This window comes from Nitrospirota bacterium (genome assembly GCA_004296885.1).
GTDB lineage: Bacteria > Nitrospirota > Nitrospiria > Nitrospirales > Nitrospiraceae > SYGV01.
Window position 1 is genome coordinate 53939 of sequence record SCVN01000018.1, and the last position, 23969, is coordinate 77907.

A 23969-nucleotide genomic window follows, 5' to 3' on the forward strand; every position below is an offset into this window, starting at 1 on the left:
GGGATTATGCGCATTCTACTGGCAGTCGACGCCTCGCCTGACTCCAAAAACGCGGCGGGGATGATCAAGCACCTGGCCGTGCCGCCCGATCTCCACGTGCTCAATGTGGTGGACGTGGAGGCGCTGAAGCATGCCTATGATGCGCCCGAGATGCCGGCGGGCTACTTTGAGACGTATCGTCGGGAAGTCTCGGAAGTGGCCGAGCGGGTGCTCCACGAGATGAAGGCCGAGTTGGCCCCCCATGCCAGCCACATCCGTCTGATCGCCGACACGGGCGACGCGGCGGAGAGCATCATTCAGACGGCCGAGGAGTCCCGAGCAGACCTGGTCATTCTAGGGCAGCGGGGGATGACCGCGACCCCGACCTTCCTTCTCGGAGGCGTCTCTCAAAAAGTCGCCACCTACGCTCCCTGCTCGGTGTTGATCGTGAAGGAGCCGCAACCGACGCTGGATCGCATCCTCCTGGCCCTGGATGGTTCGGAGGAATCGGCGAAGGCCGCCCAGTTTTTGGCTCGCGTGCCCTTCAATGGTCCGATGCAGGTCACGGCGGTTCTGGTCTGGCCCGGCCATCACGCCGGGCTGTTCGGACCGTCCAAGGGACTTCGCGACGTCCGATCCGCCGCAAAGACGGCGCGCATACAGGGCGACGCTCTCCTCCGCAGCACGGTGGCGCCGTTGTCAGGCAAGCCCTACGAGGTGGAAACGGAATGGCTGCAAGGAGATCCGGCCTTTTCGCTCATCGAGGCGGCGGCGCGGCATCAGGCGCAGATGATTGTCCTCGGCGCGCGGGGCATGACAGCCGTCAAACGGTTCCTGCTCGGCAGCGTCTCGCAGAAGGTGCTCGTGCACGCCCCCTGCTCGGTCCTGATCGTCCGGTGACCCGCGCGCCGAGGACGGGAGGAGCGACACACGCCGCCACGAGCCCCGACCGCGTGACGCGGGCTACTTGGACGGCACAGCTGTGCGCGGGCGCTCGATCCCTGCGGCGACCGCGCCGCCCTCCGTCCGCATGAGCGGACCGGCTTCTTCCCGGACTTCCAACACCTCGCGCGCCATCCCCACCAGGGTCATCAAGCCGAAGGGCTTCCGCAGAAATGGCCGCCCCCCTTTGAAGATGTAGAGCGATTCGAGATGTTCGTCCGAATGCCCGCTCATCAGGATGACCTTGATGCGGGGGCGCACCGCCAGGATCTGTTGCATCAGCTGGACACCGTTCATCGTGGCCGATCGAACCCCGCCGGTCCGCAATTGCAGCGTGGGCGGCGCCAGCACCAAGTCCGTAATCAGAAGATGGATCATGCCCGGATACTGCCTGCAAAGGCGCAAGGCTTGGAGACTATCGCCGGCCCGGATCACGTGAAAGCCTTCTTCTTCAAGAAAGTTCCCACACATGCGCACAATCGACGGATTGTCATCGACGAGGAGCACGGTGGACGACTCCCCGGCAGGCGCCGGAGCCTTCCGCAGGTCCGACGACGATGTTGGGCTCTCGGCTCCGAACGGTCCGTTCGCGTTCATGGCATGCCCTCCTCTACGATCTGCGCACCTCCGTCAGTCCTCCCGCCATACTCCCCGGCATGACTTGGCTCATACCCGATCAACGCCCTCGTCACGGTCTTGAGGGGCTCCGCCTCGAACACCCGCAGCTCCCGGTCCGAATCATGGGCCCCCCTGTCGCAACAACCCTGGAGGCGCGCCCCTTCCACGATCACAAGCCGCGGCGTGTGGATGTCGCCGACCAGAACGCTGGACTCCAACAGCTGCACCAGTTCGCTCGCAACGACGGTTCCCTTGACCGTTCCACGGTTGACCAACGTGCCGACATGAACCTTGCCGATCAGGACACCCTGGGCGCCGACCTCCAGCGTCCCGGCCGCCTGAATGTCCCCTTCCAGGCGGCCGTCGATCCGCACGGCACCGTCGAAGCGGCACCGGCCCTTCACTGCCAGCCCTTTCCCCACGAGCGTGCCGCTGTCCTCGGCGCCATGGATCGCGGGTTTCTTGAACCACATGGCGTCACGGCTGGTCCGGCAACTGCTGGTCCGATACGACCGTCCGGTCGCGAGGCACCGCCGGCCCGCCCGGCCCTTCGATCTGCGCCTCCAAGGATTCCGCGAGCACCCGCAACCATGATCGCCGACGGTTCAACGGCTGACCGCACATGAGGCAGAAACCCGTGCGGCTTTCCAGTTCGCAGCCGCACAGCAGACAACCCTTGAACCGCCAGAAGTACATCATGGACTTCCCTCGCAAATGCTTGTCTCGACTTGCACGATGTCCCCTCGGAAATGAGCAAGGTCGGTGCCGAAACGCGCGGGTGTCTAAAATCGAGCGAGTTCCGGTCGGTTATCTAACTCGCAGCCTATTCGCGGGGAAAAGCGATCGCAGGACAGACCCTACACCGGCTTCAGCCACGTGCAGATAACTTGTTGATGATCCTTGAGATTGGATTGAATGCAAGAACCTACACCGAGATGCATAAATGCATCGGACCAGGCGAAGGCTTACAACTCTGTCGGCTCCGGCTCTGATGCCTGCGGCCGGCCATCCGCCGGCGCCGCCTTCGTATCTCCCGGATGCAGACCGTGCTTCCGCAGCAACTTGTAGAAGTCGGCTCGGTAGCGTCCGGCGATCTGCGCCGCGCGCGAGATATTGCCGCCCGAGGCCTGCAGGATCTCCTTGAGGTACCGTAGCTCGAATTCCCCTCTCGCCTCCGTCAGCGGTTTCAACCGGCCTTCGGACGAGACGGGAACAGCGGGCAGCAGGTCCGCCGTGATCATGTTTTGCATGGCCATAATCACGGCCTTTTCCACCGCGTTCTCCAGCTCACGGACATTACCGGGCCATGGCTGCAGCATCAGCTGGTGCATCGCCTCCGGCAGGAATCCCCGCACGTCCTTGTTCGATCGTCCGGCGCTTTGACGGAGAAAATGCTGCGCCAGCGCGGGAATGTCATCCCGTCGCTCGCGGAGCGGAGGCACGGTGATCGGCACCACCTGGATGCGGTAAAAGAGATCCTCTCGGAACGTCCCCGCTTTCACGGCCTGGGCCAAATCCCGATTGGTCGCCGTGATGATGCGGACATCCACTTTGGTGGGGTGCAGCCCCCCGACCTCCTGCACTTCCCGCTCCTGCAACGCCCGCAGGAGCTTCACCTGCACGGCCAGCGGCGTCTCGCCGATTTCATCGAGAAACAGCGTGCCCCGTTCGGCGCTCTGGAACAGCCCGCGCTTCGCATGCTGCGCGCCGGTGAAGGCGCCCTTCGCGTGCCCGAACAGTTCGCTCTCGATGAGGCTCTCTGGAATGGCCCCGCAGTTGATGGCGACGAAAGGGCCCTTGGCCCGCCGGCTGTTGCAATGGATGACGCGCGCGATGACTTCCTTGCCGGTGCCGGTCTCGCCGGAGAGCGAGATGGTCGCATCCGTGTCGGCGACGCGCGCGACCTGTTGCAGCAACTCCTGCATGGACGGGCTCCGCGCGACCACGTTCTCGAGCCCGTAGAGCTCCTTGACCAGCAACTTGAGCCGCTGGATTTCCCGGCTCATCCGCCGCTGCGCCAGGGCTTTCTCGACGTGCACGGCAAATTCCTTGTCGTCGAACGGCTTTGTGAGGTAGCCGCACGCGCCTTTCTGCATGGCTTCCACGGCGTTGGGAATGCTTCCATGGGCGGTGAGGATCAACACCGGCAGCTCGGGGTGGAGCTGGCGCAGCTCCTCCATCAAGGCCAGCCCGTCCCGGCCGCCGAGGCGCAGGTCGGTAATGGCCAGATCGTAGACATCGCGGCGCGCTTCGGCGAGCGCCGTGTCCGCGTCGGTGCAGGCCGTAATGCCAAATCCCATCGCCGTCAGGCGGATCTTGAGCAGATGGAGCAAGCCTTCGTCGTCATCCACCAGCAATATGCGTTCGCCTTCCATCGTCGCGCCTTTCGTCTGCACGCTACGGCTGCGCGTCCTTCCCGGAAGCCGGAGGGATCCGTCCCGGGGCCGGTTTCGGCCTCCGCTTTTCTTTGTCCTTCATTTCCTGATCGATCCGTTTCAACGCGTCGAGTTGCCTGGTCAGCTCCTCGATCTGCTTGTCCCTGGCCTTGAGCCCTCGCTGCAATGTCCGGATCGCCGGCCCGTCCAATTCCTGCGACAGCTGCTGGATCGCCAGTTCCCGGTCGAGCACGTCCCGGACCAGCTGCTCGGTCATCCTCGCCAACGGCCCCGACCAGGCGCCGCCGGAGGGTTGCTCCTTGAGCACGTGCAGCCAGACCCGGCTGGACGAGGCGAGGCGGCTGTCGGGGGAGGCGGCGACGACCTGCTGAAACTGCCGGACCGCTGCTTCCCGGTTTTCATAGAGCGCAACCAGCGCGCGAGTGAAATGGACCCGGTCACAGGTCTGGCGCTCGGCGCAGGTGCCGAGTTGGGTCTCGTGCGCCTGCACGAGACTCTGGTAGCGCGACAGGTCGGCGGCATCCGGCATGAAGAACGGCGAGGTCGGGCTGACCGCGGGCGCGCAGGCGCTGAGGCTCGCGAGCGCCAGCAGCGCTCCGCCGGCCCATGTTCCCTTGCGCATCATGCCATGTCTCCCGGCCGGCGGAGCGGCAACAGGAAGCAGGCGACCGTTCCCTTGCCGACCTCGCTCTCGATCCAGACCCGCCCCCCATGCGCCTCGATGACTTTCTTCGCCAGCGCCAATCCAAGTCCGCTCCCGGCCACCGCATGCTTTTCCTGCCGGCGGCCCTGGTAGAACCGTTCGAAGACGTGTGGCAAGTCTTCCGGCGGAATGCCCGGGCCTGCATCCGAGACGGAGAGACCTGCGTTGCCCATACGCTCGTCCGGTTCCACCCGAACCTGGACCGTCGCCCCCTCCGGGCTGAACTTGAGGGCATTGGAGAGGAGGTTGTCCACCACCTGTTCGATCCGTGCGGCATCCATCGTCACCCACAGCCCGCCGGGCGGCGCGTCGACCAGGACCTGGATACGCCGGCCTTCCGCCAGCAGGCGGGTTTTCCGCACCGATTGTTCCACGGTCCGCGTCAGGTCGGCGCGCGCCAGCCGGTATTCCATCAATCCAGCTTCCATCTTCGAGAGATCCAACAGCGTCGAGATCAGATGCATCAACCGCTGGCTGCTGTCCCGCATGATTTGCAGCGTTTCTCGTTGCGCCCGGTCCAGGGGACCGGGGATTTCATCCAGCAACAGCTGCGTTCCTTCCCGAATGGACGCCAGGGGCGTGCGCAATTCGTGGGAGATGTGGGCCAGAAATTCGGCCTTCATCTCGTCCAGTTCCTGAAGTTTTGCGCCCATCCAATTGACCGTTTCGACCAGTTCGCGCAGGTCGCTGGGCACCTCGACGCTGACCGACCTTCCGAAGTGCCCCTGGCCGATGCGTCGGATGTGCTCCTGGATACGACGCAAGGGACGCAAAATGCTGAGGCTCGCGATCGCCGCGAACGCAAAGCCCAGCACGATGGCGGCCATCAGCAGCTTCCGCATCATGGCCTCGGCCCGAGCCGAACTGGCCCGGGCTTCATTGACCAGAGTGCCCACTCGATTCTCGTGAAGCGCAATATAGGCGTCGAGTTGGTCTGTCATGTGCGTCACGTGCTCGTCGCGCTGACGCTCGTCGTCGGCCGACGGCTGAGCAAAACGGAGCGGTTGGCCTTCGATCTTGTCTCGAAACTGCTGGCGGTAATCCTGGTGCAGCCGCAGCAGATTGTCCAAAAGACCTTGGCCCTCCGGTTCGGTTTCCTGTCGCCGGAGCGCCGTTGCCGTCCTGCGAAATTCATCCGCCTCCTCGCCCAAACTCTTCAAAAACACTTGGTCCCGCACAGCCAGATATTTCTTTTCACTGCGCAGTTGGGCATAGAGGCTTGTGATGAGGTGCTTGGCCGTTTCGATCGCCGGTTGGTGATAGGACACCAATTCGGTATTGAGTTTCGTGAGCTGGCGGAGCTGGAAGAGGGCATAGAGATTGACTCCTGCGACCACCAAAATGATCGCGAGAGAGCCCAAGGCCAGTCGCCAGAAGATTGAAAGACGCATTAGTGGTACATCTCTGTTTCCGGAAGCCTTTTTCGGTGCGCGCTTTTTCGATTCATGCGCATGAAAATCCATACAACTGTAGGTCATTGTAAACTATGGATATGCCTATCCATACATTGGCAATGGTGTAGGCATATCCCTTCAATTGCTCGTTGGTTATTCTTCTCTCATTTCCCGACATAATCAAGAAAACCATTGAAAAATTAGACGCTTCTCCCATCTTCCGCACTCCGGCATTCCCCTTGCTCACATAGAAAATCGCATGCCGATATTTCCTCACGGCACAGGCGACATAAGAGACCGACACCCATAGCGCATTGAAGTAGGCTCTCGACTTACAGAGCCTGACCCAGAAAGGGGGGCACGATGAACAGGATCTTATTGAGCATCCTTTCGCTCCTGTTGCTCGTCGGAGTAGGCGTCATGACGGTCGCCGGCGAAACAGCCATCGCGTCTCAACCAACGGCCATCCGGGTCGATTTGCGGCTTGAGGTTGAGCCGTCCATGTTTCAGGGAACCGTGGAGGCCATCGACCTCTCCGATTCCAGCATGCTCATCAGGACGGACTACGGCCGTATGCTCCGTCTCTTCAGTATGAACTGTCAGGGGCTGCGCGGCCTGAATGAGGGCGACCGCGTGCGGCTCGAACCGGACCCGGAGGGGGCCCTGACCGTCACCACGATGGACCGGACCGTACCTCATCTGACACAGAGCCAGACCTTGCTGGACCAGGCGGCTTGGTCGCCGGGGCTCTGCGACGGGGAGACCCTGTGAACCTCGAACAGCTGATTGTGATCGGTCTCTTGGGGTGGATGGCGATGCACTGGCTGTTGTTCAGCCTGGACGTACCGTGATCGCTCGCGCAGGACCGGATGAACCGGCTCCGTCGTGAGACCGGTCGCCATCCTGTACGACAAGATCAAGGAGGTTGTCATGAAACACATTCTCTTCAATACGGGACGGCTGCTGCTCATGGGCATCATTATGGTCCTGGGCTCTGCGCAGCTCGGCTTGGCGCAAACCGAGGGGCCTCCGGCCCGCGAATGGTCGGGCGGCGCAGCCATCGGTTTTTTGGGCAACACGCCGGACGGGACCGCCTTTGCCCTCAATATGCACGGAGATCGATTCCTGACCCGAAGCTTTTCGATCGGGCCGTTGATGCAATTGGGCGTGACGGGAGACATGACCCAGGTCGGGCTGTCCGGTCAGGGGAAGTATTGGATCGACATTCCGGACACGTCCGACAAACTGAAGCTGGTCTTGCAAGGCGGGTTGGGCTTCGCGCATGCGGATCTGCGCGGGTCCGACACCTCCTGGTTGATCCCGCTCGGGGTCGGACTCGACTACAAAGTGGACGAACGAATGGCGCTGACCTCGACATTCCTCCTCAATTTCACCGATCTCCAGCCGAGTCCGGGAACCCATACCACCGTGATGCCCGGGCTCACCGTCGGAGTGCGATTCTAGGCCCAGCGCAACGATCCTGCCTGTTGCCTTCTGGTTGCCCGGGCAAGAGCGTGACGACAGCCGCAGGATCGCCGGAAAGGAGGGACAGGAGATGAAACCGGTATGCCTCGTGCTCGTGGTGGCATTGATCGGCTCCATGGCCGGCTGCGCAGGGATGACGGATGAGCAGCAGCGATTGCTTTCCGGCGGCGGCATTGGGACGGCCGGAGGCGTGGCGCTCGCCGCGGTCACAGGAGGGAGCCTGCTGATCGGAGCCGTCGTAGGGGGCGCCGCTGGTGTCGCAGGAGGTACGCTGGTGAACGAGCAAGAAAAGAAGAAATCCGCGAAAACTGCAACAGGGAAAAAGACCCGTGCGGTGCAGAGACAAGAAACGAAGGCGGATTAGCGCCCGACGAATCGTGACCGTCCCCACGGCACCGTGCAAACCGCCGCGGGATTGCCTCGAGGGATTCCGACCCATGGCCAATCAACAAGGAGCAGGAGGAGCATCATGATGACGACGAAAGAGTTTGTTCGCGCCGTTTTCGGTGGATTCGCCCTTGTCCTCGTGGCGGTCCCCCTCCTTTGGGCCCAAGCTGATCAGGATGAAGGGCGCCTGCAAGCCGCCAACGTGGCCATCGACAAAGACGCCGCATCCAAAGGATCGGCCGTTCAGGCGCAGACTCTGTCCAAACAGTTCAACGTCCCATCGAGCCAAATTGAAAGCATGCGCGCCCAAAAGCAAGGGTGGGGTGAAATCACCATTCAGCTCGCCATGGCGCAACATCTGACCCAGACTGCCCCCCAGACCTATCCCTCCATGAACGAGGCGCTGGCGAAGATTGAGACGCTGCGAAACGAACACATGGGCTGGGGCAAGATTGCGAAGGACCTCGGCTTCAAGTTGGGACCTGTGGTCCGCGACGCCGAACAGGCACGGCAAGATCTGGCAAAAGACCTCCGTGCGGCAAGGACGGAGCAGGCGACCAGACAAGAACGGACGGAACGACCCGATCGTCCCGTGAGGCCGGAGCGACCGGAACGGCCCGAACGGGCCGCCCACAGGTAGCCAGGCCCGCATTATCTCCCCGATCCAGCGAGGGGAAGGGGGGAGGGCCAGGAATTGTCGGATGGTGGCTTCCGGCCCCTCCCGGCGGGCATGCATGAAGGGAATCCCCATGGCGGCGCGTTCTCTGCGGCGGGTGAGTATGCTGGGGGCCATGCTCTTCGGTGTGGCCGCGTGTACGCCCTGGGAAGTCACGTATCTGGAGAACGCGGTCAACCAAGCCAGCCAGGAGGAGGTGGCCGAGCGTTTCGGCTCTCCGCACAGCACGACCGGGTCGAACGCGAGCGAGTCCGAATGGATCTACCGATATCGCGGGAGCCCCATCGGCCCCATGGGCGGTTTCGATACCGGCGACGATTCTTGCCGTGAGTATGTGTTGACCTTTGATCAACAGGGCACATTGCGCAATTGGAAACGGCAGCAATGCTAAATACGTGCAAGAGGGCCGACCTCCTGTTTTCTGTTCGGCGGTGGAGAGCGAATCATGGGGACTTCCGCAAACAGGAAGAATGCAGCGGTCAGGCGTACGATCGCTTTCAGCGGACTTCTCAAAATCCTGCTCACGATCCTCGCGGTCTGCTGGGGTGTCTTCCCTCAATCCGGTGAGGCATCCGAAGACAATTGGCAGATAGGGCTCTCGGCGTACCATTCATCGGGAACCTACGGCACCGGCTCGCGGACCACCATTACCTCGATTCCGCTCTCCATACGCCGTTTGTTCGATGATGGTGACATCACGCTCATCATCCCCTACCTGTCGGTCACAGGCGACTGCAACGTGACGTTGCTCAGCGGCGTGCCGAACCAAACGGGCGGGACTTGTCCGACAAGAACCGTGGTCCGTAACGGACGCAATGTGCAGACGCAAACGCTGAACACCCGCACGACCGAGACCGGCATCGGAGACACGCTACTCCAGGGCCGATACTACGTTCTGGATGAACAAGGGCTGCTGCCCACCGTCGCACTCACGGCTCGAGTCAAGTTCCCCACGGCCGATGCAAGTCGGGGGCTGGGGACGGGTGAATTTGACGAGAAATTCGGCGTTCAGCTGTCCAAGAATCTCACGGCCCGATGGGTGAGTTTCGCCGACGTCGGCTACACCTTTGTCGGTTCTCCACCGGGGGTCGCGCTCAGGAACCAATGGAATTACGATATTGGGCTCGGCTACGCCTTGACGCCCAACCTGCTCGGCAGTGTCTACTACGAATATTGGACCGCCGTGGTTTCCGGGCTGCAGGACCCCCAAGACCTTTACTTTGACCTGAGTTATAAGGTGAGCCAGATGTTTCGGCTCAATGCGGGGCTTCTGGTAGGACTTTCGGACGGCGCACCCGATTATGGCGTGACGGGGGGCATTGCCGTCAGATTCTAGATTCTATGCGCGGCTACATCGGTGTTCCCTAACAGTCATTGCTGAACTTGCACAAATTAACCATCTCAGGGATTCGTGGATAGGGATCAATGCAGACCGGATCCGGCAGAGGCCAGAAACCGTTCCTTGCGAAGCCAAATTCTGGTCCGACCGGCCGTACGAGGCCCCCACGGCTTCTCATATTTCGCCGGCCGGCTGCCGTGGAATCCCGTAGCATGGCCTGGAAACAAGCAGCCAGATCAATAGGTTGCGCCTATCAATCCGCATGGCATCTGCTCTCGGCACTGGACTTGCTCCCCTCGAATAGAGGAGTCAAGGACATGGGCCAGCTCTGGACGGTAGCGCGGACAGCGGCGGCGATCCTGCTTCTCACCTCCCTGTATTTCGTTGCCGGAAAACTGGGGTTGCGGCTGGCTTTCACGAACGCCAGCGCCAGCACCGTCTGGCCATCCACCGGCATCGCACTGGCCGCACTGCTCCTTCTGGGATATCGGGTCTGGCCGGGCATTTTCGCCGGCGCCTTTCTGGTCAATCTAACGACCACGGGGTCGCTGCAGACGACGCTCGGCATCGCGCTCGGCAATACGCTCGAAGGGCTGACCGGCGCCTATTTTGTGAATCGGTTTGCCCACGGGCGCCACACCTTCGACCGTGCATCGGATGTTTTTATGTTTGCGGGCCTGGCCGGCATGGTGAGCACGGCCATCAGCGCCACCTGCGGCGTGATCAGCCTCTCCCTCGGCGGGTATGCCGAGTGGGCCGACTTCCGTTCGATCTGGCTGACCTGGTGGCTCGGGGACGCGGGAGGCGCGCTGCTCATCACACCGGTATTGCTGCTCTGGGCCCTCAATCCGCGCGTGGACTGGCCCCGCGACCAGGCCATCGAGGCGCCGCTGCTGCTACTGACGCTCGTGGCGGTCGGACAAGCCGTGTTCGGCGGATGGTTGTCCGACGCCATGACGCCCTATCCTCTGGCCTACCTGTGCGTGCCGGTCCTTGCCTGGGCGGCATTCCGATTCGGCCCGCGTGAAACCGCCACCGTCTCGCTCCTGCTCGCCGGACTCGCCGCCTGGGGCACCCTCCGCGGACACGGGCCCTTCGTGGGCCACACACAGGACGAGTCCCTCATCCTCCTGCAGACGTTCATGGTGCTCACGGCGGCGATCACGCTGGCCCTGGCCACCATCGTCGCGGATCGGCGCCGGGCGGCCGCCATGCGCGCCCAGCTCGCCGCCATCGTCGAGTCTTCCGACGACGCGATCATCAGCAAGACGCTGGCAGGAAACATCCTCAGCTGGAACATCGCGGCCGAGCGGATCTTCGGCTATGCCGCGGATGAGGTCATCGGACGTCCAGCCGCCCTCCTTATCCCTCCGGATCGCCTCAACGAAGAGCCCGCCATTCTCCGGCACCTCACGCGCGGCGAACGCATCGAGCACTTCGAGACCGTGCGGCAACGGAAGGACGGGACACTCCTCGACGCATCCCTGATGATCTCCCCGATCAAAGACGCCGAAGGCGCCATCATCGGGGTCTCCACAATCGTGCGCGACATTTCCGAACGCAAGCGCGCCGAGAAGACGTTGGAAGACACGAACCGGGAGCTGGTCGCCCGAATCCAGGACCTGGAGCACCAGTCCTGCCAGATCATGCTGCTCAGTCAATTGGGGGAACTGCTCCAGTCATGCCACACCATAGAGGAGGTCTATGCCATCATCGGCACATTCGCGCCGCAACTCTTTCCGGACGAGCCGGGATTCCTGGGGATCATGAGCGAGTCCGGCCATTTGGTCGAGGCGGCCGTCACATGGCATTCTCCGCTCGCCAGCAAGACCGATTTCCAATTGGACGAGTGTTGGGCGTTGCGGCAGGCCCGGCTCCATGCCGTAGGGGAAACCCGCGCCGGACCGTTTTGCCAGCACCTCGACCGCCCGTTTCCCCTCGGCTATCTCTGTGTGCCCATCATGGCCGAAAGCGAGACGCTCGGCTTGCTCTACGTGCAGAGCAACCGGCATGCCCCAACGCGCGCCGTTCGCCACACGGACTTGTCGGATTCCTCCACGCAACGGATGGCGCAGGCCATGGCCCAGCACATCGCCCTGGCGATCGCCAATCTGAAGTTGCGCGCGGTCCTCCGCGCGCAAGCGATACGGGACCCGCTCACCGGTTTGTTCAACCGGCGCTACCTGACCGAATTGCTGGAGCTGGAGTTGCGCCGCGCTCAGCGGAGCCGCTATTCCGTCGGGGTGGTCATGCTGGACATCGACCATTTCAAACGGGTGAACGACACCTTCGGCCATCAAGCCGGAGACATGTTGTTGCGCGAATTCGCCGCGCTCCTGAATACGAACTGCCGGGGCGGAGATATCGTCGCGCGGTTCGGGGGCGAGGAGTTCGTACTGGTGTTACCCTCCGCATCGTTGGAAGACGCGGCGCGACGGGCGGAAACGCTGAGGAAGGCCGCCGGAGATCTGCAGTTGGTCCGTGACCACCAGACACTTGGGCCCGTCACCGTCTCCCTCGGCGTTGCAGTGTTCCCGAATCATGGAACGACTGGCGAGGCTTTGATCCAGGCGGCCGACTCCGCTCTCTATCAAGCCAAGCAACGTGGACGCAACCAAGTGGTGTCCGTGGAATCTTCGTGACCGGTTCGGCGACGACCAGGTTGGCTCCGGCGGATGAAGGTTCGCGCGCGGCGCAAGGACACCGCTCACCGCGCTAAACTACCCCCTCACCCCGGATAGTTTCATGAAATGACTGCCAGCCGGGAAACCAGGCGGGGAGCAAGGAGCGAGAAAAACGCTGAGCGGAGGGTGGATCGCGAGAGCTCCTGCCATGGTGGGGATCTCGGAGGGGCTTCAGGCTTCCCGGACGACCGGGCCTGCACACCACCCCTGCGCCTAACCCCCTGCTCCTACAGTGTTCCTCTCTCCAACACCTCCGCTCAGCTACCAGGTAACCTCCATCCCGATGCGATCAAGAGAGGCCGGCGCGATCTTAGCCTGGAACCCATCCTCCACATCAATTCCGCATTGAGTCATTCGGCTACAGTGACGGGATCAGCCCATGGTGCGGATGGCTACAGTCAAGGACGGAGGCCATCCCTCTTCGTCCTTGTCTTCATTAGGTCCAGCCAGGGCCAGTGCGTATCTCCTTGAAAGTAAGTGCCTATTTCTTGAGCTACTGGTCCCGAGGCATAGCGGCACCACTCTTGCCCTTCAAGCAGAGAGCCCTCCCGCGCGTAGCGTGAGGCGCCCGGGACAGTGCAACTGATACCGAACGGACAAGGTCACAATGGCCCGCACAGGGTTTCGACGGAGACTCCGATGAGACGCTTCCGACGGACAGCCTCCCCGGGAAGAATATGCCAGGCGCTCCGGGAGGTCTGGCTGATCGGCATCATTGTGCTGCTGGGAAGCTGCGTGGCCCCGCTGCCCACGATGCAACAGGCAGCCAAACAGGGGGACACCAAAACCGTGCTGCTGCTCCTGGATCAGGGGGCGGATGTGAACGCCAGAACCGACCGGGAACAGGTCCAAGGGATGACCCCCCTGCACTGGGCGGCCATGTACGGCCAAACGGATACCGTCAAGGCGTTGCTCGCGCGCGGCGCGGACATCAACGCCAGGACAGGATACAGCGGGGAGACCGCCATCCAACTCGCGGTGACGCCCTATCGAGTCGTGGAAGGGCAGGCCGCCGCAGAGAGGGAAGCGACCGTGCAAGCCCTGCTGGATGCAGGTGCGGATGTCCACAACAAGACCAAGGCGGGAGGCACGTTGCTCTGCACCGCCGCGTACCATCTCTCGCCAGACATCGTCGGCAGGATTCTGGACAAAGCGAGAGACATAGAAGAGCGAGACGGCAGAGGGCAGACCCCACTGTGGTGTGCGGCTGGTTCTCCTTTTGACCGGACTGGCAACGTGCGCGTACTCTTAGCCAAGGGAGCCAAGGTGAATGCCCTGGACAACCAGGGCAAATCCGTGCTCGCCATCGCCGCGCAGGTAGGCAACGCGGAGGTGGTCCGCATGCTCCTTGCCAAGGGCGCGGATGCCAGCATCAAAGACCAGGAGGGATTCACGGCTTTGGATCGAGCCGAGAGCAATCATCAGAAGGACGTCGTCGCGCTGCTCGAACGCGCCATCGCCAAGCAGCAGCCTGTCATCCAGTCCCCTTCGGTTCCATCCGTTGCCGCGGCGCCGCCGGCTCCTGCGCCTCCAGTGAGCGACGTGGACCACCCACCCGTCAACAAAGCGACGGCGAAGAAGCATGCCTATGCGGTCGTGATCGGCATCGAACAGTATCAACAGCAATTACCGCGGGCCGACTTTGCGGCACACGACGCGCAGATCATGGGCCAGTATCTGAACACAACGCTCGGCTATGCCGAGGAACATGTCGTGGTCCTGCTCAACGACCGGGCCACGAAGAATGGCGTAGAGAAGTACATCGAGGGCTGGCTCCCCGATCACGTGGAGGCGGGTGACTCGGTGTTCATCTACTTTTCGGGCCACGGGGCGCCGAACGCCAGGACCGGCAAGGCCTATCTTGTACCCTATGACGGTGATCCGGCGTTTGTGGAGCAGACGGGCTATCCGCTTGACCGTCTGTATGACAAGCTGGCCGCACTCCCCGCGAAGGAGATCGTCGTTATGCTCGACTCCTGTTTTTCGGGAGCCGGAGGAAGGTCCGTGATCGGCAAGGGCATGCGGCCGATGGTGCTCTCGGTGGAGAATCCACTCTTGGCCAAAGGCAAGGTAGTGGTCCTGGCGGCGAGCGGCGGCGGTCAAGTCTCCTCGACCTACAACCAACAAAGCCATGGACTGTTGACCTATTTTTTCCTCAAGGGATTCCAGGGCGAGGCGGACGCGAACCATGACGGCCGCATCGAGCTGCGGGAACTGTACGAGTATCTGAAGCCGCAAGTGGAGCGGACGGCGCGGCGCGAGTTTCACAACGAACAGCAGCCACAACTGCTGGGCAACCCCGACATCCTGAGCCAGGGCATCGTGCTGATGGGAGCGGGCAGACCGTAAGGTTTATGCGTGGTCGCATGATCAAGCTCCTGAGCATCCCATTGCTGGCCCTTTTGGCCGGCTGCGCCACGATCTTCACCGCCGCCCGCGACGGTGATCTTCCGACGGTGCAGACCTTGGTCACCCAAGGCGCCGACGTCAATGCCGCGAATGAGAACGGCAGCACGGCTCTCCATTTCGCGGCGGATAAGGGACGTGCGGAGGTCGTCCGGTTTCTGCTGGACCAGGGAGCCTCGGTCAACGTCAAGGCCAAGTCCGGTTCGACGCCGCTCTTGCTGGCTGCGCAATCCGGTTCTCTGGAGGTTGTCCGGCTCCTGCTGGACCGTGGCGCCGAGGTCAACGTAGAAACCGGCGCCGGCAAGGGCCACATCAATTGGACGCCTCTGACAGTGGCCGTGGAAGCCAATTCTCTGGAATTGGTACAGCTCCTGTTGAGCAAAGGGGCCGACCCGAATCTCCCGGACGACCCGACTATCGCTCCCCTCGCGCATGCTGCGAGGAAAAACAATCGTGAGATGGTTCGCCTCCTCTTGGAACACAAAGCACATGCCGGTAAGGAGTATGCCCTGCGCATGATGGCGCTGCACGGCGATGTGGAAACCGTCCGTCTGCTTCTGGACCGGGGCGCCGATGTGAACGACCGGGGAGGGGGAGGCTGGACTGCGTTAAAGGAAGCCGCCTGGGGGAATGATGCAGGAAAACAACTCCGCGTCATCCAGCTCCTGCTCGAGCGCGGAGCCGACCCGACCGCGATCGACGATGAAGGCTGGACCGCCGCGCGGTGGGCGGAACATCGGGGCAAGCCGGCCCTGGCCAAGGTGCTCAGAGAAGCAGAAGCGAGGGCCGCCAAGGCCGGCCCCGCGGCCCCGCTCCCGGCCGGTCCCGCCGTTCCCGCCAGCGACGTGGACCGTCTCCCGACTGCAAAGGCGCTACGAAAAAAGAACGCCTATGCCGTCGTCATCGGCATCGAACAGTATCGCGAGAAATTGCCCAAAGCGGATTTCGCCGCGCGGGACGCCACGCTGATGGGCGAATATCTGACGAAAGTCCTCGGATACCCGGAAGAGAACGTGGTGGTCCAAGTCAACGAACGCGCGACGGGCAAGGACCTGGAAAAGTATTTCGAAAACTGGCTGCCGAATAATGTCGAGAAGGATGGCTCGGTGTTCGTCTACTACTCAGGCCACGGCGCCCCGAACCCCAAAACAAGCGACGCCTACCTGGTGCCCTACGACGGCGACCCCACCTTCATCGAGTCCACGGGCTATCCCTTGAAGCGGCTCTACGCCGCCCTGGAGAAACTGCCCGCGAAGGACATCACGGTGGTGTTGGACTCCTGTTTTTCGGGAGCCGGCGGACGGTCGGTCCTCGCCAAGGGGGCCAAGCCGATGGTGCTCTCGGTCGAGAATGCGATTGTAGCCGGAGGCAAGACCATCGTGCTCTCGGCCAGTGCTGGCGATCAGATCTCCAGCGCCTATCAGGAGCAGGGCCACGGGCTGCTCACGTATTTCTTCCTCAAAGGCCTCCAAGGAGAGGGGGACCTGAACAAGGACGGGGCGATCGACCTGGCCGAGCTGTTCGACTACATCAAACCGAACGTGAAGAAAATCGCGCGCAAGCAATACAACAACGACCAGCAGCCGCAACTGCTGGCCAGCCCGGAACTGTTGCGCAAAGGCGGGGGGCGGCTGGTCGAACTGTCGTCGCAGTCGCGGTAAGCCTGTTGACGGCGGCCGGACCTCTCTGCCATCAGCCGACGGAGTGTGAGCATGCCAAAGACCCTCCTCTCCCTGTGCGGCCCCGCCGTGCTGATGATTGCGGCGGCGTTCGCGTCCGTCGGTTGTTATGGCGAGCGCCATCTCGTGATCACACCGAACCCGGACTCGATCAATGAGGCGCCGTTGCCCTTGTCGGTCCGAGTCGAGGTGGAGCGGTTCACCCTCAATGTGGATCCGCTGATCCCGGTCGATCTCGATTTCCGGGAAGCGCTTCTCTCCTACATGAACAAGCGGCGCACCTTCCGGGAGGTGTCCGACCAGGCCTCCGAAGCGGTCTTCAAGGTCAAGGCGAAGTTGTCCATGTTGGTCGGTCACGGCACGCGGTTCATCTACCAGTTTGCCGTGTCGGCCGCGCTGCTCACCCACGACAAGGTGTCCATCGGGTCCTACGAGGCGGAAGATGAGGCGATCGGGGGGGCGACGCGTTTCACCGCCTCCGCCGACGAGCCTCCGACGAGCCTCGCATTGAATCGGGCGCTCGACAGCCTGTTTGCTAAGATAGAGGCCGATCGCGCAGCGATCCTGGCAAGACTGGAGGGGCAGCCGACTCCGTCACCGTTCGCCCGCCCCTCCTTGCCTCGCGTGCCCGTCAGCGACGTCGACCGCCTGCCCTCCGTCGTCGCGTCACCGCAGCGGCACGCCTATGCCGTCGTCATCGGCATCGAACAGTATCGCGAGAAACTGCCCAAGGCGGATTTTGCCGACCGGGATGCCAAACTCGTCGGGGAGTATCTGACCAAGGTCCTCGGCTATCCCGAAGAGAATGTCGTGGTTCGGGTGAATGAAAAGGCGACGAAGACGGACTTGGAGAAGTATGTCGAGGCCTGGCTCCCGAACAACCTCGAAAAGGACGGCTCCGTGTTCATCTATTATTCCGGCCATGGGGCGCCGAATCCCAAGAGCGGCGACGCCTATCTTGTCCCCTACGACGGAGATCCGACCTTCGTGGAGAAGACCGGGTATCCGCTAAAGCGGCTCTACGCGCAACTGGAGAAGCTCCCCGCCAAGCACATTACCGTGGTGCTGGATTCCTGTTTTTCCGGCTCGGGTGGACGGTCGGTCCTGGCGGCGGGAGCCAAGCCGATGGTGCTATCCGTCGAGAACGCCATCCTGGCCGGAGGCAAGACGATCGTGCTGTCGGCCAGCGCCGGCGATCAGGTTTCCAGCGCCTACCAGGAGCAGGGGCACGGGCTGCTGACCTATTTCTTCCTGAAGGGCCTCCAGGGGGACGGCGATCTCAACAAGGACGGAACGATCGACCTGGCCGAGCTGTTCGAATACCTGAAGCCGAACGTCCAGAAGATCGCCAGAAAGCAGTACAACAACGAACAGACGCCGCAACTGCTGGCAAGCCCGGAGCTGCTCAAAAAGGGCGGGGGGCGGTTGATCGAGGCGCCGGCCTCCTCAAGATAGCCTTCGCACTTCCCGCTCTTTTTTTTGTCGTTCGGAATTCCCCAGCCGACGGACGGCTCAAGACTTCGACGACCCCACAAGGCCACATCGGGCTGGTATAATCGGTCACAAAGTAGGATGATTCGCTTCGACCAGAGTAACCATGGCGACGCAGTTCACCACCCAGGTTCCCACCAAATACTGGCATTCGCTCGACGACGGGCGCGTGCAGTGCGACCTCTGTCCCCGGTTCTGCAAACTGCAGGAAGGGCAGGAGGGGATGTGCTTCGTCCGCGCGCGCCGGGATAACCGGATCGTCCTCACCACCTACGGCCGCTCCAGCGGCTTCTGCGTGGACCCGATCGAGAAGAAGCCGCTGAACCATTTTCTGCCCGGCACCCCGGTCCTCTCCTTCGGCACGGCCGGCTGCAACCTGGCCTGCAAGTTCTGCCAAAACTGGGACATGAGCAAGTCCCGTGAAATGGACACCTTGGCCGACGAGGCCTCGCCGGAAACCATCGCCCGCGCCGCCAGGGAGCTCGGCTGCCGCAGCGTGGCCTTCACCTACAACGATCCGGTCATCTTTCACGAATACGCGATCGACGTGGCCCAGGCCTGCCGCGAGGCGGGCATTCAATCAGTGGCCGTGACCGCCGGGTACATGTGCGAGGAGCCGCGGGCCGAGTTCTACCGATATATGGACGCGGCCAACGTGGACCTGAAGGCCTTCACCGAACGGTTCTATCACCAGGTGACGAATTCGCACTTGCAACCGGTGCTGGATACGCTTCTGTATCTGAAGCATGAGACCAAGGTCTGGTTCGAGATCACCACGCTGCTCATTCCGGGCGAGAACGATTCGGACCAGGAACTCGACGCACTGAGTTGCTGGGTCGCCGAGCGGCTGGGGCCTGACGTGCCGCTGCACTTCACGGCCTTTCACCCGGATTGGAAGATGCGGGATACCCAGTCCACCCCGCCGGCCACGTTGACCCGTGCCCGCCGCATCGCCATGGGCAACGGGCTGCGTTACGTGTACACGGGGAACGTGCATGACGAAGCGGGCGGGAGCACCCTCTGTCACCGGTGCGGGACGGTCCTCATCGGGCGGGACTGGTATCGGCTCACGGCTTGGACCTTGACGAAGGACGGGCGTTGCCGCGCCTGCGGAACCGCGTGCGCCGGCCTCTTCGACGCCAAGCCCGGCGCCTGGGGGCCGACCCGCCGGCCGGTCATGCTCAAGCACTTCGCCGAGTAACGGGGCACCTCACACGCAGCGACGCTCCTCCGCGTTTTCAGCGTCTGACGACCAAGACGGCGCAGGGCGCATAACGCACCACTCCGTCGGACACGCTTCCCAGCAGGAACCGACTATCCCCGGTCAGGCCCCGCGACCCCACCACCACCAGATCCGCCCGCTTGGCTTCGGCCAGCTTGACGATTTCATGGCTCGGGTTCCCGTGCAGCACCATCGTCGTCACCTCGAATCCGGCTCGCTCGATCGGCGCGGCTGCTTCGTCGGCGACCAGGCCCGCCTCCTTCTCCAGCGGGGCGAGGACGCGGTCCAGCAGCTCCGCATCGGACACTCCGGCGCCTGCTTCGATAGGAAGGGGCGGCACGGCCGACACGACCGTGATCCGCGCGAGGTCGGGGAGCGGCAAGCCGAGCAGACACTTCACGATGGATCGCGACCGCTTGGATCCGTCCACGCCAACGATGATCCGCTCGAACGCAGGGACTCGTTTCTTCACCACCAACACAGGGCAGGGCGCCGCCATCACGACGTGCCGCGACACGCTCCCGAGCAGGAAGCTCCGCACGTCGGTCAGCCCTCGCGATCCCAGGACGATCAGGTCCGTCTTGCGGCGCGCGGCGATCTTGGTCAAGGCCTCCGCCGGATAGCCTCGGACCAGACTGGTCTCCACCTGAAGTCCCTCTTGGGTCAGTAACGCTTCCGCTTGACCCAGAAGGTCTCGACCGTTCCGCTCCGCTACCCCCAGGGCTTTCTCCAGGGCACGCTTGGCGGCCTGCGTCATCCCTTTGACCGGCCGGAACCGGCTGAGATCGATAACATGCACGAGCCCCACCGTTTCACCAGGCCTCGCGAGCGCGTGCTGGACCATGTCCAGGGCCATCTGCGTATGGCGTGAGCCGTCCACGGCACAGAGAATCATGACGTTCCTTTCCAGGCCTCGGCGGCCCTGCGTGGTTCTCTCCGAATCATCCAGCCCCGGCGACCGTGCGTCGCACCATCAGTTTCCGCAGTTCCTCCGCGGCCAACAGCCCGATGGCTCCGGCGATCAGCGGGAGCCAGGCCCACCAAGGCAAGGGCATGGTGCCTAACACCCGGTTCCCCAAGGGGGTATACACGATCAGCGCGAGCAGTGCCAATTCTGCGGCGATCCCCCAGAGGAGAAGCGGATTCGTCAGGAACCCCAAACGGAAGACCGAGGCTCGTTCGGACCGGCAGGCAAAGACGTTGGCCACCTGCGCCACCACGATGGCGGCGAAGGTAATGGTCGTCGCCTGACGATAGAGCGGATCAGCCCACGCGAGAGGCGCACCCCACTTCCAACCGTTGGCATGCAGAAGCCAGAAGAAGGCCGCCATGGCGATACCCGCCTCGATCAACCCAAGGAACACATAGACTCGGAGCAGCACGGGCACGCTGAGCAATCGTTCGGTTCTCGGCCTTGGCGGACTCTCCATGATGCCGGGGTGCGGCGGCTCGGCGCCCAGCGCCACGGCCGGGACCATGTCGGTCCCCAAGTCCACCGCCAACACCTGGGGAATCGTCAACGCCAGCGGAATTTGAAACAGCCCATAGCCCAGATAGGGGACGACTTCCGGGACATTGCTGGCCAACACATAGGTGACGAACTTGCGGATGTTGGCATAGACCGCCCGGCCTTCCTCGATCGCGTTCACGATCGTGGCGAAGTTGTCATCCAGCAGAATCATGTCGGCGGTTTCTTTCGCCACGTCGGTCCCGGTGACGCCCATGGCGATACCGATGTCCGCCTTTTTGAGGGCGGGGGCGTCATTGACGCCATCGCCCGTCACCGCCACGACTTCCCCCATCTCCTTGAGCAGCGAGACGATCCGCATCTTGTGCCGGGGGGCCATGCGGGCGAACACCGACTCCGTCCGCCCGCTGTCGCGAGCGGCCAGACGTTGTTTGAGTTCGTCGTCGCTCATGGCATCCACCTGCGCGCCTTCGACGACCGACGTTGGCCGGTTCGGGTCCGCGTCGGACTCGGCGGGCACGAGTCCGATGAGACGGGCCACGGCCAGGCCCGTCAACGGATGGTCGCCGGTAATCATGATGACCCGCACCCCGGCCTTGCGGCAGCGGGCTACGGCCTCGGGCACCTCCCGATGGGGCGGGTCCATCATGGCGACCAGCCCCAGGAAGATGAGGTCCTGCTCGACGGTGTCCGGAGTGAGGTGAGGCGCCATCCCCCGTTCGATCTCCCGCGTCGCCACCGCCAGCACCCGGTAGGCCTGATGCGCGAAGGCCCGGCTTTGCGCGAGGGCCGCCTCGCGCATGTCCTGCGTGAAGGGGACCAGCACCCCGTCCCGATACGTCCGGCTGCACAGGGCTATGATCACCTCCGGAGCGCCTTTCACGAAGGCGACCAACTTGCCTTCCATCCAGTGCAGCGTGCTCATGCGCTTGCGGTCCGCATCGAACGGCAGCTCGCCCATGCGGGCATGGTGGTTCTGGTCCGCCGGGCCGTACTGTTGGGCAAACGTCAAGAGCGCCACTTCGGTGGGGTCTCCCTGCATCGTCGTGAGGGAGCCGGAGCCCTCGCCGCGCCGGACCAGCCGGGCGTTATTGCAGAGGGCCGAGGCCAGACACAAGAGGCGCAGGGATTCCTGCTCGGACACCTGGCAGGCCCGGCCTTGCAGGAAGAATTGCCCGTCGCGCACCTCCACCTCGCCGCCGTTCACATACAGGCGCTCGACCTCCATGCGGTTCATCGTGAGCGTGCCGGTCTTGTCCGTACAGATCACGGTCGTGCAGCCCAAGGTTTCGACGGAGGTCAGTTGTTTGATCAAGGCCTTGCGCTTGGCCATCCGCTGACTGCCCATCGCGAGCGCGAGGGTCACGGCCGGCAGGAGCCCTTCGGGCACATTGGCCGCAATGATCCCGATCCCGAAGACGGCGCTGACCCAAAAGCCCAGGCCCATGAACCAGCCGATGACAAAGAAGGCCAGCCCCATGACGGAGGACAGGATGGCCACCACATGCGTCACCCGGACGATCTCGCGTTGGAGCGGGCTCAATCCGGACTCGACCATCGTGGTCATTTGCGCGATCTTGCCGAACTCCGTCCGGATCCCCGTCGCATAGACGACGGCGCGCCCCCGGCCGGACAAGATCGTCGTCCCGGCAAACACGAGGTTGGCGGCCTCCAACGGATTGCGATCGGCATCGGTCACGGCCTCCGCATGGTGCCGCTTGGGCTTGGCCTCGCCGGTTAAGGAGGAATTGTCCAGGCGCAGACCGATGGCCTCGATCAGCCGCGCATCGGCCGGCACTTGCTCCCCCTCTTCCAGCAGCAGGAGATCGCCCGACACCAATTCTCGCCGAGGCACCTCGTGCGGCTGGCCCGAGCGCAGGACCCAAGCCATGGCGGGGAGGAGACGGCGGAGCGCTTGCACAGCCCGTTCCGCCTTGTATTCCTGGATAAAGGAGAAGCAGGCGTTGATCAGGATCACGCCCAGAATCGCCCAGCCGAGCGTGGCCATCCCTTGTCCCGGTTGGAAGAACTCGGCCAGAAAGGAAAGTCCGGCGGCAACCCAGAGCAGGAGGGCAAGGAAATGCGTGAACTGCCGGAGAAACCGCAAGACGAGGGACGGACCTTTGACCTCCTGAAGGCTGTTCGGTCCGTCACGAAGGAGCCGCAGGCGGGCCTCCGCCGGCGACAGCCCGTCCGACGTGGTGTCGAGCGCGTTCAGCGTATCGCCGGGAGCAAGGCGTGCAACATCCATCGGTGACGGAGTCGATGATCGGGTCAACGTACGGTCACGCGTGTCGCCCACACAGATCGCTCCTATTCCCCTTTGAACTGCGGGGGGCGCTTGTCCAGAAACGCGCGAATCCCTTCCTGGTAATCGTGACTGCTGTAGACGAGGCGCCGGAGTCCTTGGATACGCTCGAAGGTGAGCGGGGACAGATCGCGGGCATTGGCCAACAGGTTGAGCTCTTCCTTCATGACCGAGATGCTCAGCGGGGAGTTCAGGGCGATATGCGCGGCCATCTCATAGGTGACGCGTTCCAGTTCGTCGCGCGGGACGGCGCGGTTGATGATCCCCAGTCGCTCCGCCCGGTCGGCCGTGATCGGCCGGGCCGTGAAGGCCATCTCTTTCACGATGTGGAGGCTGACCGTGTTCATGAAGGTGAGCAGCCCCGTCAGGTTGTAGGGCACGCCCAGCTTGGCGGGCGTCAGCGCAAAGGTGGCCTCCTGCGCCGCCACCACCAGGTCGCAGGCGAAGGCCATCTCGCAGGCCCCGCCCCACACCCCGCCCTCGATCATCGCGATGACCGGCGCCGGACAGTCCTCCAACTCCCTGATGACCCGCCGGAGCGGATCGCCCCAGCCGAGCGGGTCACGGTGCGCGAGCGGCAGCTCGGAGACGTCGTGGCCCGCCGACCAGACCTTGACGCCTTGCGGAGCGCGCAACACGATCACACGGAGGTTCTGCCGTCTGAACTCGGTCAAGGCGGCGATAAGGTCCGTGATCAGCGCTTCGCTGAGCGCGTTCCGTTTCTCCGGATGATTGAGCGTGATGGTTCCGATGGAGTCCTGTACACCGGTTACGACGAATGGCATCGCTGAC

General features: G+C 63.1%; 20 protein-coding genes and 1 pseudogene. 12 read left to right on the forward strand and 9 right to left on the reverse strand.

The window, feature by feature from the left end; translation table 11 throughout:
• Positions 1-6 precede the first annotated feature (6 nt).
• Entirely contained in the window at positions 7-879 is an 873-nt protein-coding gene (locus EPO61_11190; GenBank protein ID TAJ08001.1) for a universal stress protein, read from the forward strand.
• A 63-nt stretch (positions 880-942) separates the two neighbouring features.
• Here EPO61_11190 and EPO61_11195 read toward each other — a convergent pair whose 3' ends face one another.
• The 6 genes from EPO61_11195 to EPO61_11220 all read right to left on the reverse strand — a co-directional run bounded on the left by EPO61_11195 (position 943) and on the right by EPO61_11220 (position 6116).
• Positions 943-1518: a response regulator gene (locus EPO61_11195; GenBank protein TAJ08002.1), complete on the reverse strand. Its 576-nt coding sequence runs from the start codon at positions 1516-1518 to the stop codon at positions 943-945.
• Positions 1515-2012, reverse strand: coding sequence for a polymer-forming cytoskeletal family protein (locus tag EPO61_11200; GenBank protein ID TAJ08003.1), 498 nt, complete (start codon positions 2010-2012; stop codon positions 1515-1517). The genes EPO61_11195 and EPO61_11200 overlap by 4 nt, the downstream gene beginning before the upstream one ends.
• A gap of 4 nt (positions 2013-2016) precedes the next feature.
• Entirely contained in the window at positions 2017-2238 is a 222-nt protein-coding gene (locus tag EPO61_11205) for a hypothetical protein (protein TAJ08004.1), read from the reverse strand.
• 266 nt (positions 2239-2504) lie between these two features.
• Positions 2505-3914 carry a sigma-54-dependent Fis family transcriptional regulator gene (locus tag EPO61_11210; protein TAJ08005.1) on the reverse strand — a complete coding sequence of 470 codons (1410 nt, stop codon included), beginning with the start codon at positions 3912-3914 and terminating at the stop codon, positions 2505-2507.
• A 22-nt stretch (positions 3915-3936) separates the two neighbouring features.
• Positions 3937-4560 (reverse strand): hypothetical protein, encoded by a 624-nt coding sequence (locus EPO61_11215; GenBank protein TAJ08006.1) that lies wholly within the window; start codon positions 4558-4560, stop codon positions 3937-3939.
• Positions 4557-6116 carry a HAMP domain-containing histidine kinase gene (locus tag EPO61_11220; GenBank protein ID TAJ08007.1) on the reverse strand — a complete coding sequence of 520 codons (1560 nt, stop codon included), beginning with the start codon at positions 6114-6116 and terminating at the stop codon, positions 4557-4559. Before EPO61_11220 ends, EPO61_11215 begins: the two co-directional genes overlap by 4 nt.
• Before the next feature lie 279 nt (positions 6117-6395).
• Here EPO61_11220 and EPO61_11225 point away from each other — a divergent pair, with 279 nt between their 5' ends.
• The 11 genes and pseudogenes from EPO61_11225 to amrS all read left to right on the forward strand — a co-directional run bounded on the left by EPO61_11225 (position 6396) and on the right by amrS (position 19380).
• Positions 6396-6803 carry a hypothetical protein gene (locus tag EPO61_11225; GenBank protein TAJ08008.1) on the forward strand — a complete coding sequence of 136 codons (408 nt, stop codon included), beginning with the start codon at positions 6396-6398 and terminating at the stop codon, positions 6801-6803.
• A gap of 159 nt (positions 6804-6962) precedes the next feature.
• Positions 6963-7496 (forward strand): hypothetical protein, encoded by a 534-nt coding sequence (locus tag EPO61_11230; protein TAJ08009.1) that lies wholly within the window; start codon positions 6963-6965, stop codon positions 7494-7496.
• 91 nt (positions 7497-7587) lie between these two features.
• Positions 7588-7794: pseudogene (locus EPO61_11235) on the forward strand (hypothetical protein).
• A gap of 192 nt (positions 7795-7986) precedes the next feature.
• Positions 7987-8544 (forward strand): hypothetical protein, encoded by a 558-nt coding sequence (locus tag EPO61_11240; protein ID TAJ08010.1) that lies wholly within the window; start codon positions 7987-7989, stop codon positions 8542-8544.
• 109 nt (positions 8545-8653) lie between these two features.
• A complete protein-coding gene (locus EPO61_11245; protein ID TAJ08011.1) occupies positions 8654-8971 on the forward strand; it encodes a hypothetical protein in 318 nt (105 codons plus the stop codon).
• Positions 8972-9025: 54 nt separating this feature from the next.
• Positions 9026-9916, forward strand: coding sequence for a transporter (locus EPO61_11250; protein ID TAJ08012.1), 891 nt, complete (start codon positions 9026-9028; stop codon positions 9914-9916).
• A gap of 89 nt (positions 9917-10005) precedes the next feature.
• On the forward strand, positions 10006-12561 hold the full coding sequence (locus EPO61_11255) for a diguanylate cyclase (protein TAJ08013.1): 2556 nt from the start codon (positions 10006-10008) through the stop codon (positions 12559-12561).
• A gap of 681 nt (positions 12562-13242) precedes the next feature.
• Positions 13243-14952: a hypothetical protein gene (locus tag EPO61_11260; protein ID TAJ08014.1), complete on the forward strand. Its 1710-nt coding sequence runs from the start codon at positions 13243-13245 to the stop codon at positions 14950-14952.
• 5 nt (positions 14953-14957) lie between these two features.
• Positions 14958-16670, forward strand: coding sequence for a hypothetical protein (locus EPO61_11265; protein TAJ08015.1), 1713 nt, complete (start codon positions 14958-14960; stop codon positions 16668-16670).
• Between the two features lie 93 nt (positions 16671-16763).
• Positions 16764-18143 carry a caspase family protein gene (locus EPO61_11270; protein ID TAJ08050.1) on the forward strand — a complete coding sequence of 460 codons (1380 nt, stop codon included), beginning with the start codon at positions 16764-16766 and terminating at the stop codon, positions 18141-18143.
• A gap of 142 nt (positions 18144-18285) precedes the next feature.
• On the forward strand, positions 18286-19380 hold the full coding sequence (gene amrS, locus EPO61_11275; GenBank protein ID TAJ08016.1) for an AmmeMemoRadiSam system radical SAM enzyme: 1095 nt from the start codon (positions 18286-18288) through the stop codon (positions 19378-19380).
• A gap of 37 nt (positions 19381-19417) precedes the next feature.
• Here amrS and EPO61_11280 read toward each other — a convergent pair whose 3' ends face one another.
• The 3 genes from EPO61_11280 to EPO61_11290 form a co-directional block, all read right to left on the reverse strand.
• Positions 19418-20296, reverse strand: coding sequence for a universal stress protein (locus EPO61_11280; GenBank protein TAJ08017.1), 879 nt, complete (start codon positions 20294-20296; stop codon positions 19418-19420).
• 46 nt (positions 20297-20342) lie between these two features.
• Positions 20343-23120, reverse strand: a complete 2778-nt coding sequence (locus EPO61_11285) for a cation-transporting P-type ATPase (protein TAJ08018.1) — start codon at positions 23118-23120, stop codon at positions 20343-20345.
• Positions 23121-23182: 62 nt separating this feature from the next.
• A complete protein-coding gene (locus EPO61_11290; GenBank protein ID TAJ08019.1) occupies positions 23183-23962 on the reverse strand; it encodes a methylmalonyl-CoA decarboxylase in 780 nt (259 codons plus the stop codon).
• Positions 23963-23969: the final 7 nt, after the last annotated feature.

Coding starts and splice junctions, on each gene's coding strand:
- EPO61_11260 (TAJ08014.1), top strand. CDS start 13,243: ATGAGACGCTTCCGACGGACAGCCTCCCCGGGAAGAATATGCCAGGCG.
- EPO61_11245 (TAJ08011.1), top strand. CDS start 8,654: ATGGCGGCGCGTTCTCTGCGGCGGGTGAGTATGCTGGGGGCCATGCTC.
- EPO61_11225 (TAJ08008.1), top strand. CDS start 6,396: ATGAACAGGATCTTATTGAGCATCCTTTCGCTCCTGTTGCTCGTCGGA.
- EPO61_11195 (TAJ08002.1), bottom strand. CDS start 1,518: ATGAACGCGAACGGACCGTTCGGAGCCGAGAGCCCAACATCGTCGTCG.
- EPO61_11265 (TAJ08015.1), top strand. CDS start 14,958: ATGCGTGGTCGCATGATCAAGCTCCTGAGCATCCCATTGCTGGCCCTT.
- EPO61_11285 (TAJ08018.1), bottom strand. CDS start 23,120: ATGGATGTTGCACGCCTTGCTCCCGGCGATACGCTGAACGCGCTCGAC.
- EPO61_11250 (TAJ08012.1), top strand. CDS start 9,026: ATGGGGACTTCCGCAAACAGGAAGAATGCAGCGGTCAGGCGTACGATC.
- EPO61_11240 (TAJ08010.1), top strand. CDS start 7,987: ATGATGACGACGAAAGAGTTTGTTCGCGCCGTTTTCGGTGGATTCGCC.
- EPO61_11215 (TAJ08006.1), bottom strand. CDS start 4,560: ATGATGCGCAAGGGAACATGGGCCGGCGGAGCGCTGCTGGCGCTCGCG.
- amrS (TAJ08016.1), top strand. CDS start 18,286: ATGGCGACGCAGTTCACCACCCAGGTTCCCACCAAATACTGGCATTCG.
- EPO61_11200 (TAJ08003.1), bottom strand. CDS start 2,012: ATGTGGTTCAAGAAACCCGCGATCCATGGCGCCGAGGACAGCGGCACG.
- EPO61_11210 (TAJ08005.1), bottom strand. CDS start 3,914: ATGGAAGGCGAACGCATATTGCTGGTGGATGACGACGAAGGCTTGCTC.
- EPO61_11270 (TAJ08050.1), top strand. CDS start 16,764: ATGATTGCGGCGGCGTTCGCGTCCGTCGGTTGTTATGGCGAGCGCCAT.
- EPO61_11280 (TAJ08017.1), bottom strand. CDS start 20,296: ATGATTCTCTGTGCCGTGGACGGCTCACGCCATACGCAGATGGCCCTG.
- EPO61_11220 (TAJ08007.1), bottom strand. CDS start 6,116: ATGACCTACAGTTGTATGGATTTTCATGCGCATGAATCGAAAAAGCGC.
- EPO61_11190 (TAJ08001.1), top strand. CDS start 7: ATGCGCATTCTACTGGCAGTCGACGCCTCGCCTGACTCCAAAAACGCG.
- EPO61_11230 (TAJ08009.1), top strand. CDS start 6,963: ATGAAACACATTCTCTTCAATACGGGACGGCTGCTGCTCATGGGCATC.
- EPO61_11255 (TAJ08013.1), top strand. CDS start 10,006: ATGCAGACCGGATCCGGCAGAGGCCAGAAACCGTTCCTTGCGAAGCCA.
- EPO61_11205 (TAJ08004.1), bottom strand. CDS start 2,238: ATGATGTACTTCTGGCGGTTCAAGGGTTGTCTGCTGTGCGGCTGCGAA.
- EPO61_11290 (TAJ08019.1), bottom strand. CDS start 23,962: ATGCCATTCGTCGTAACCGGTGTACAGGACTCCATCGGAACCATCACG.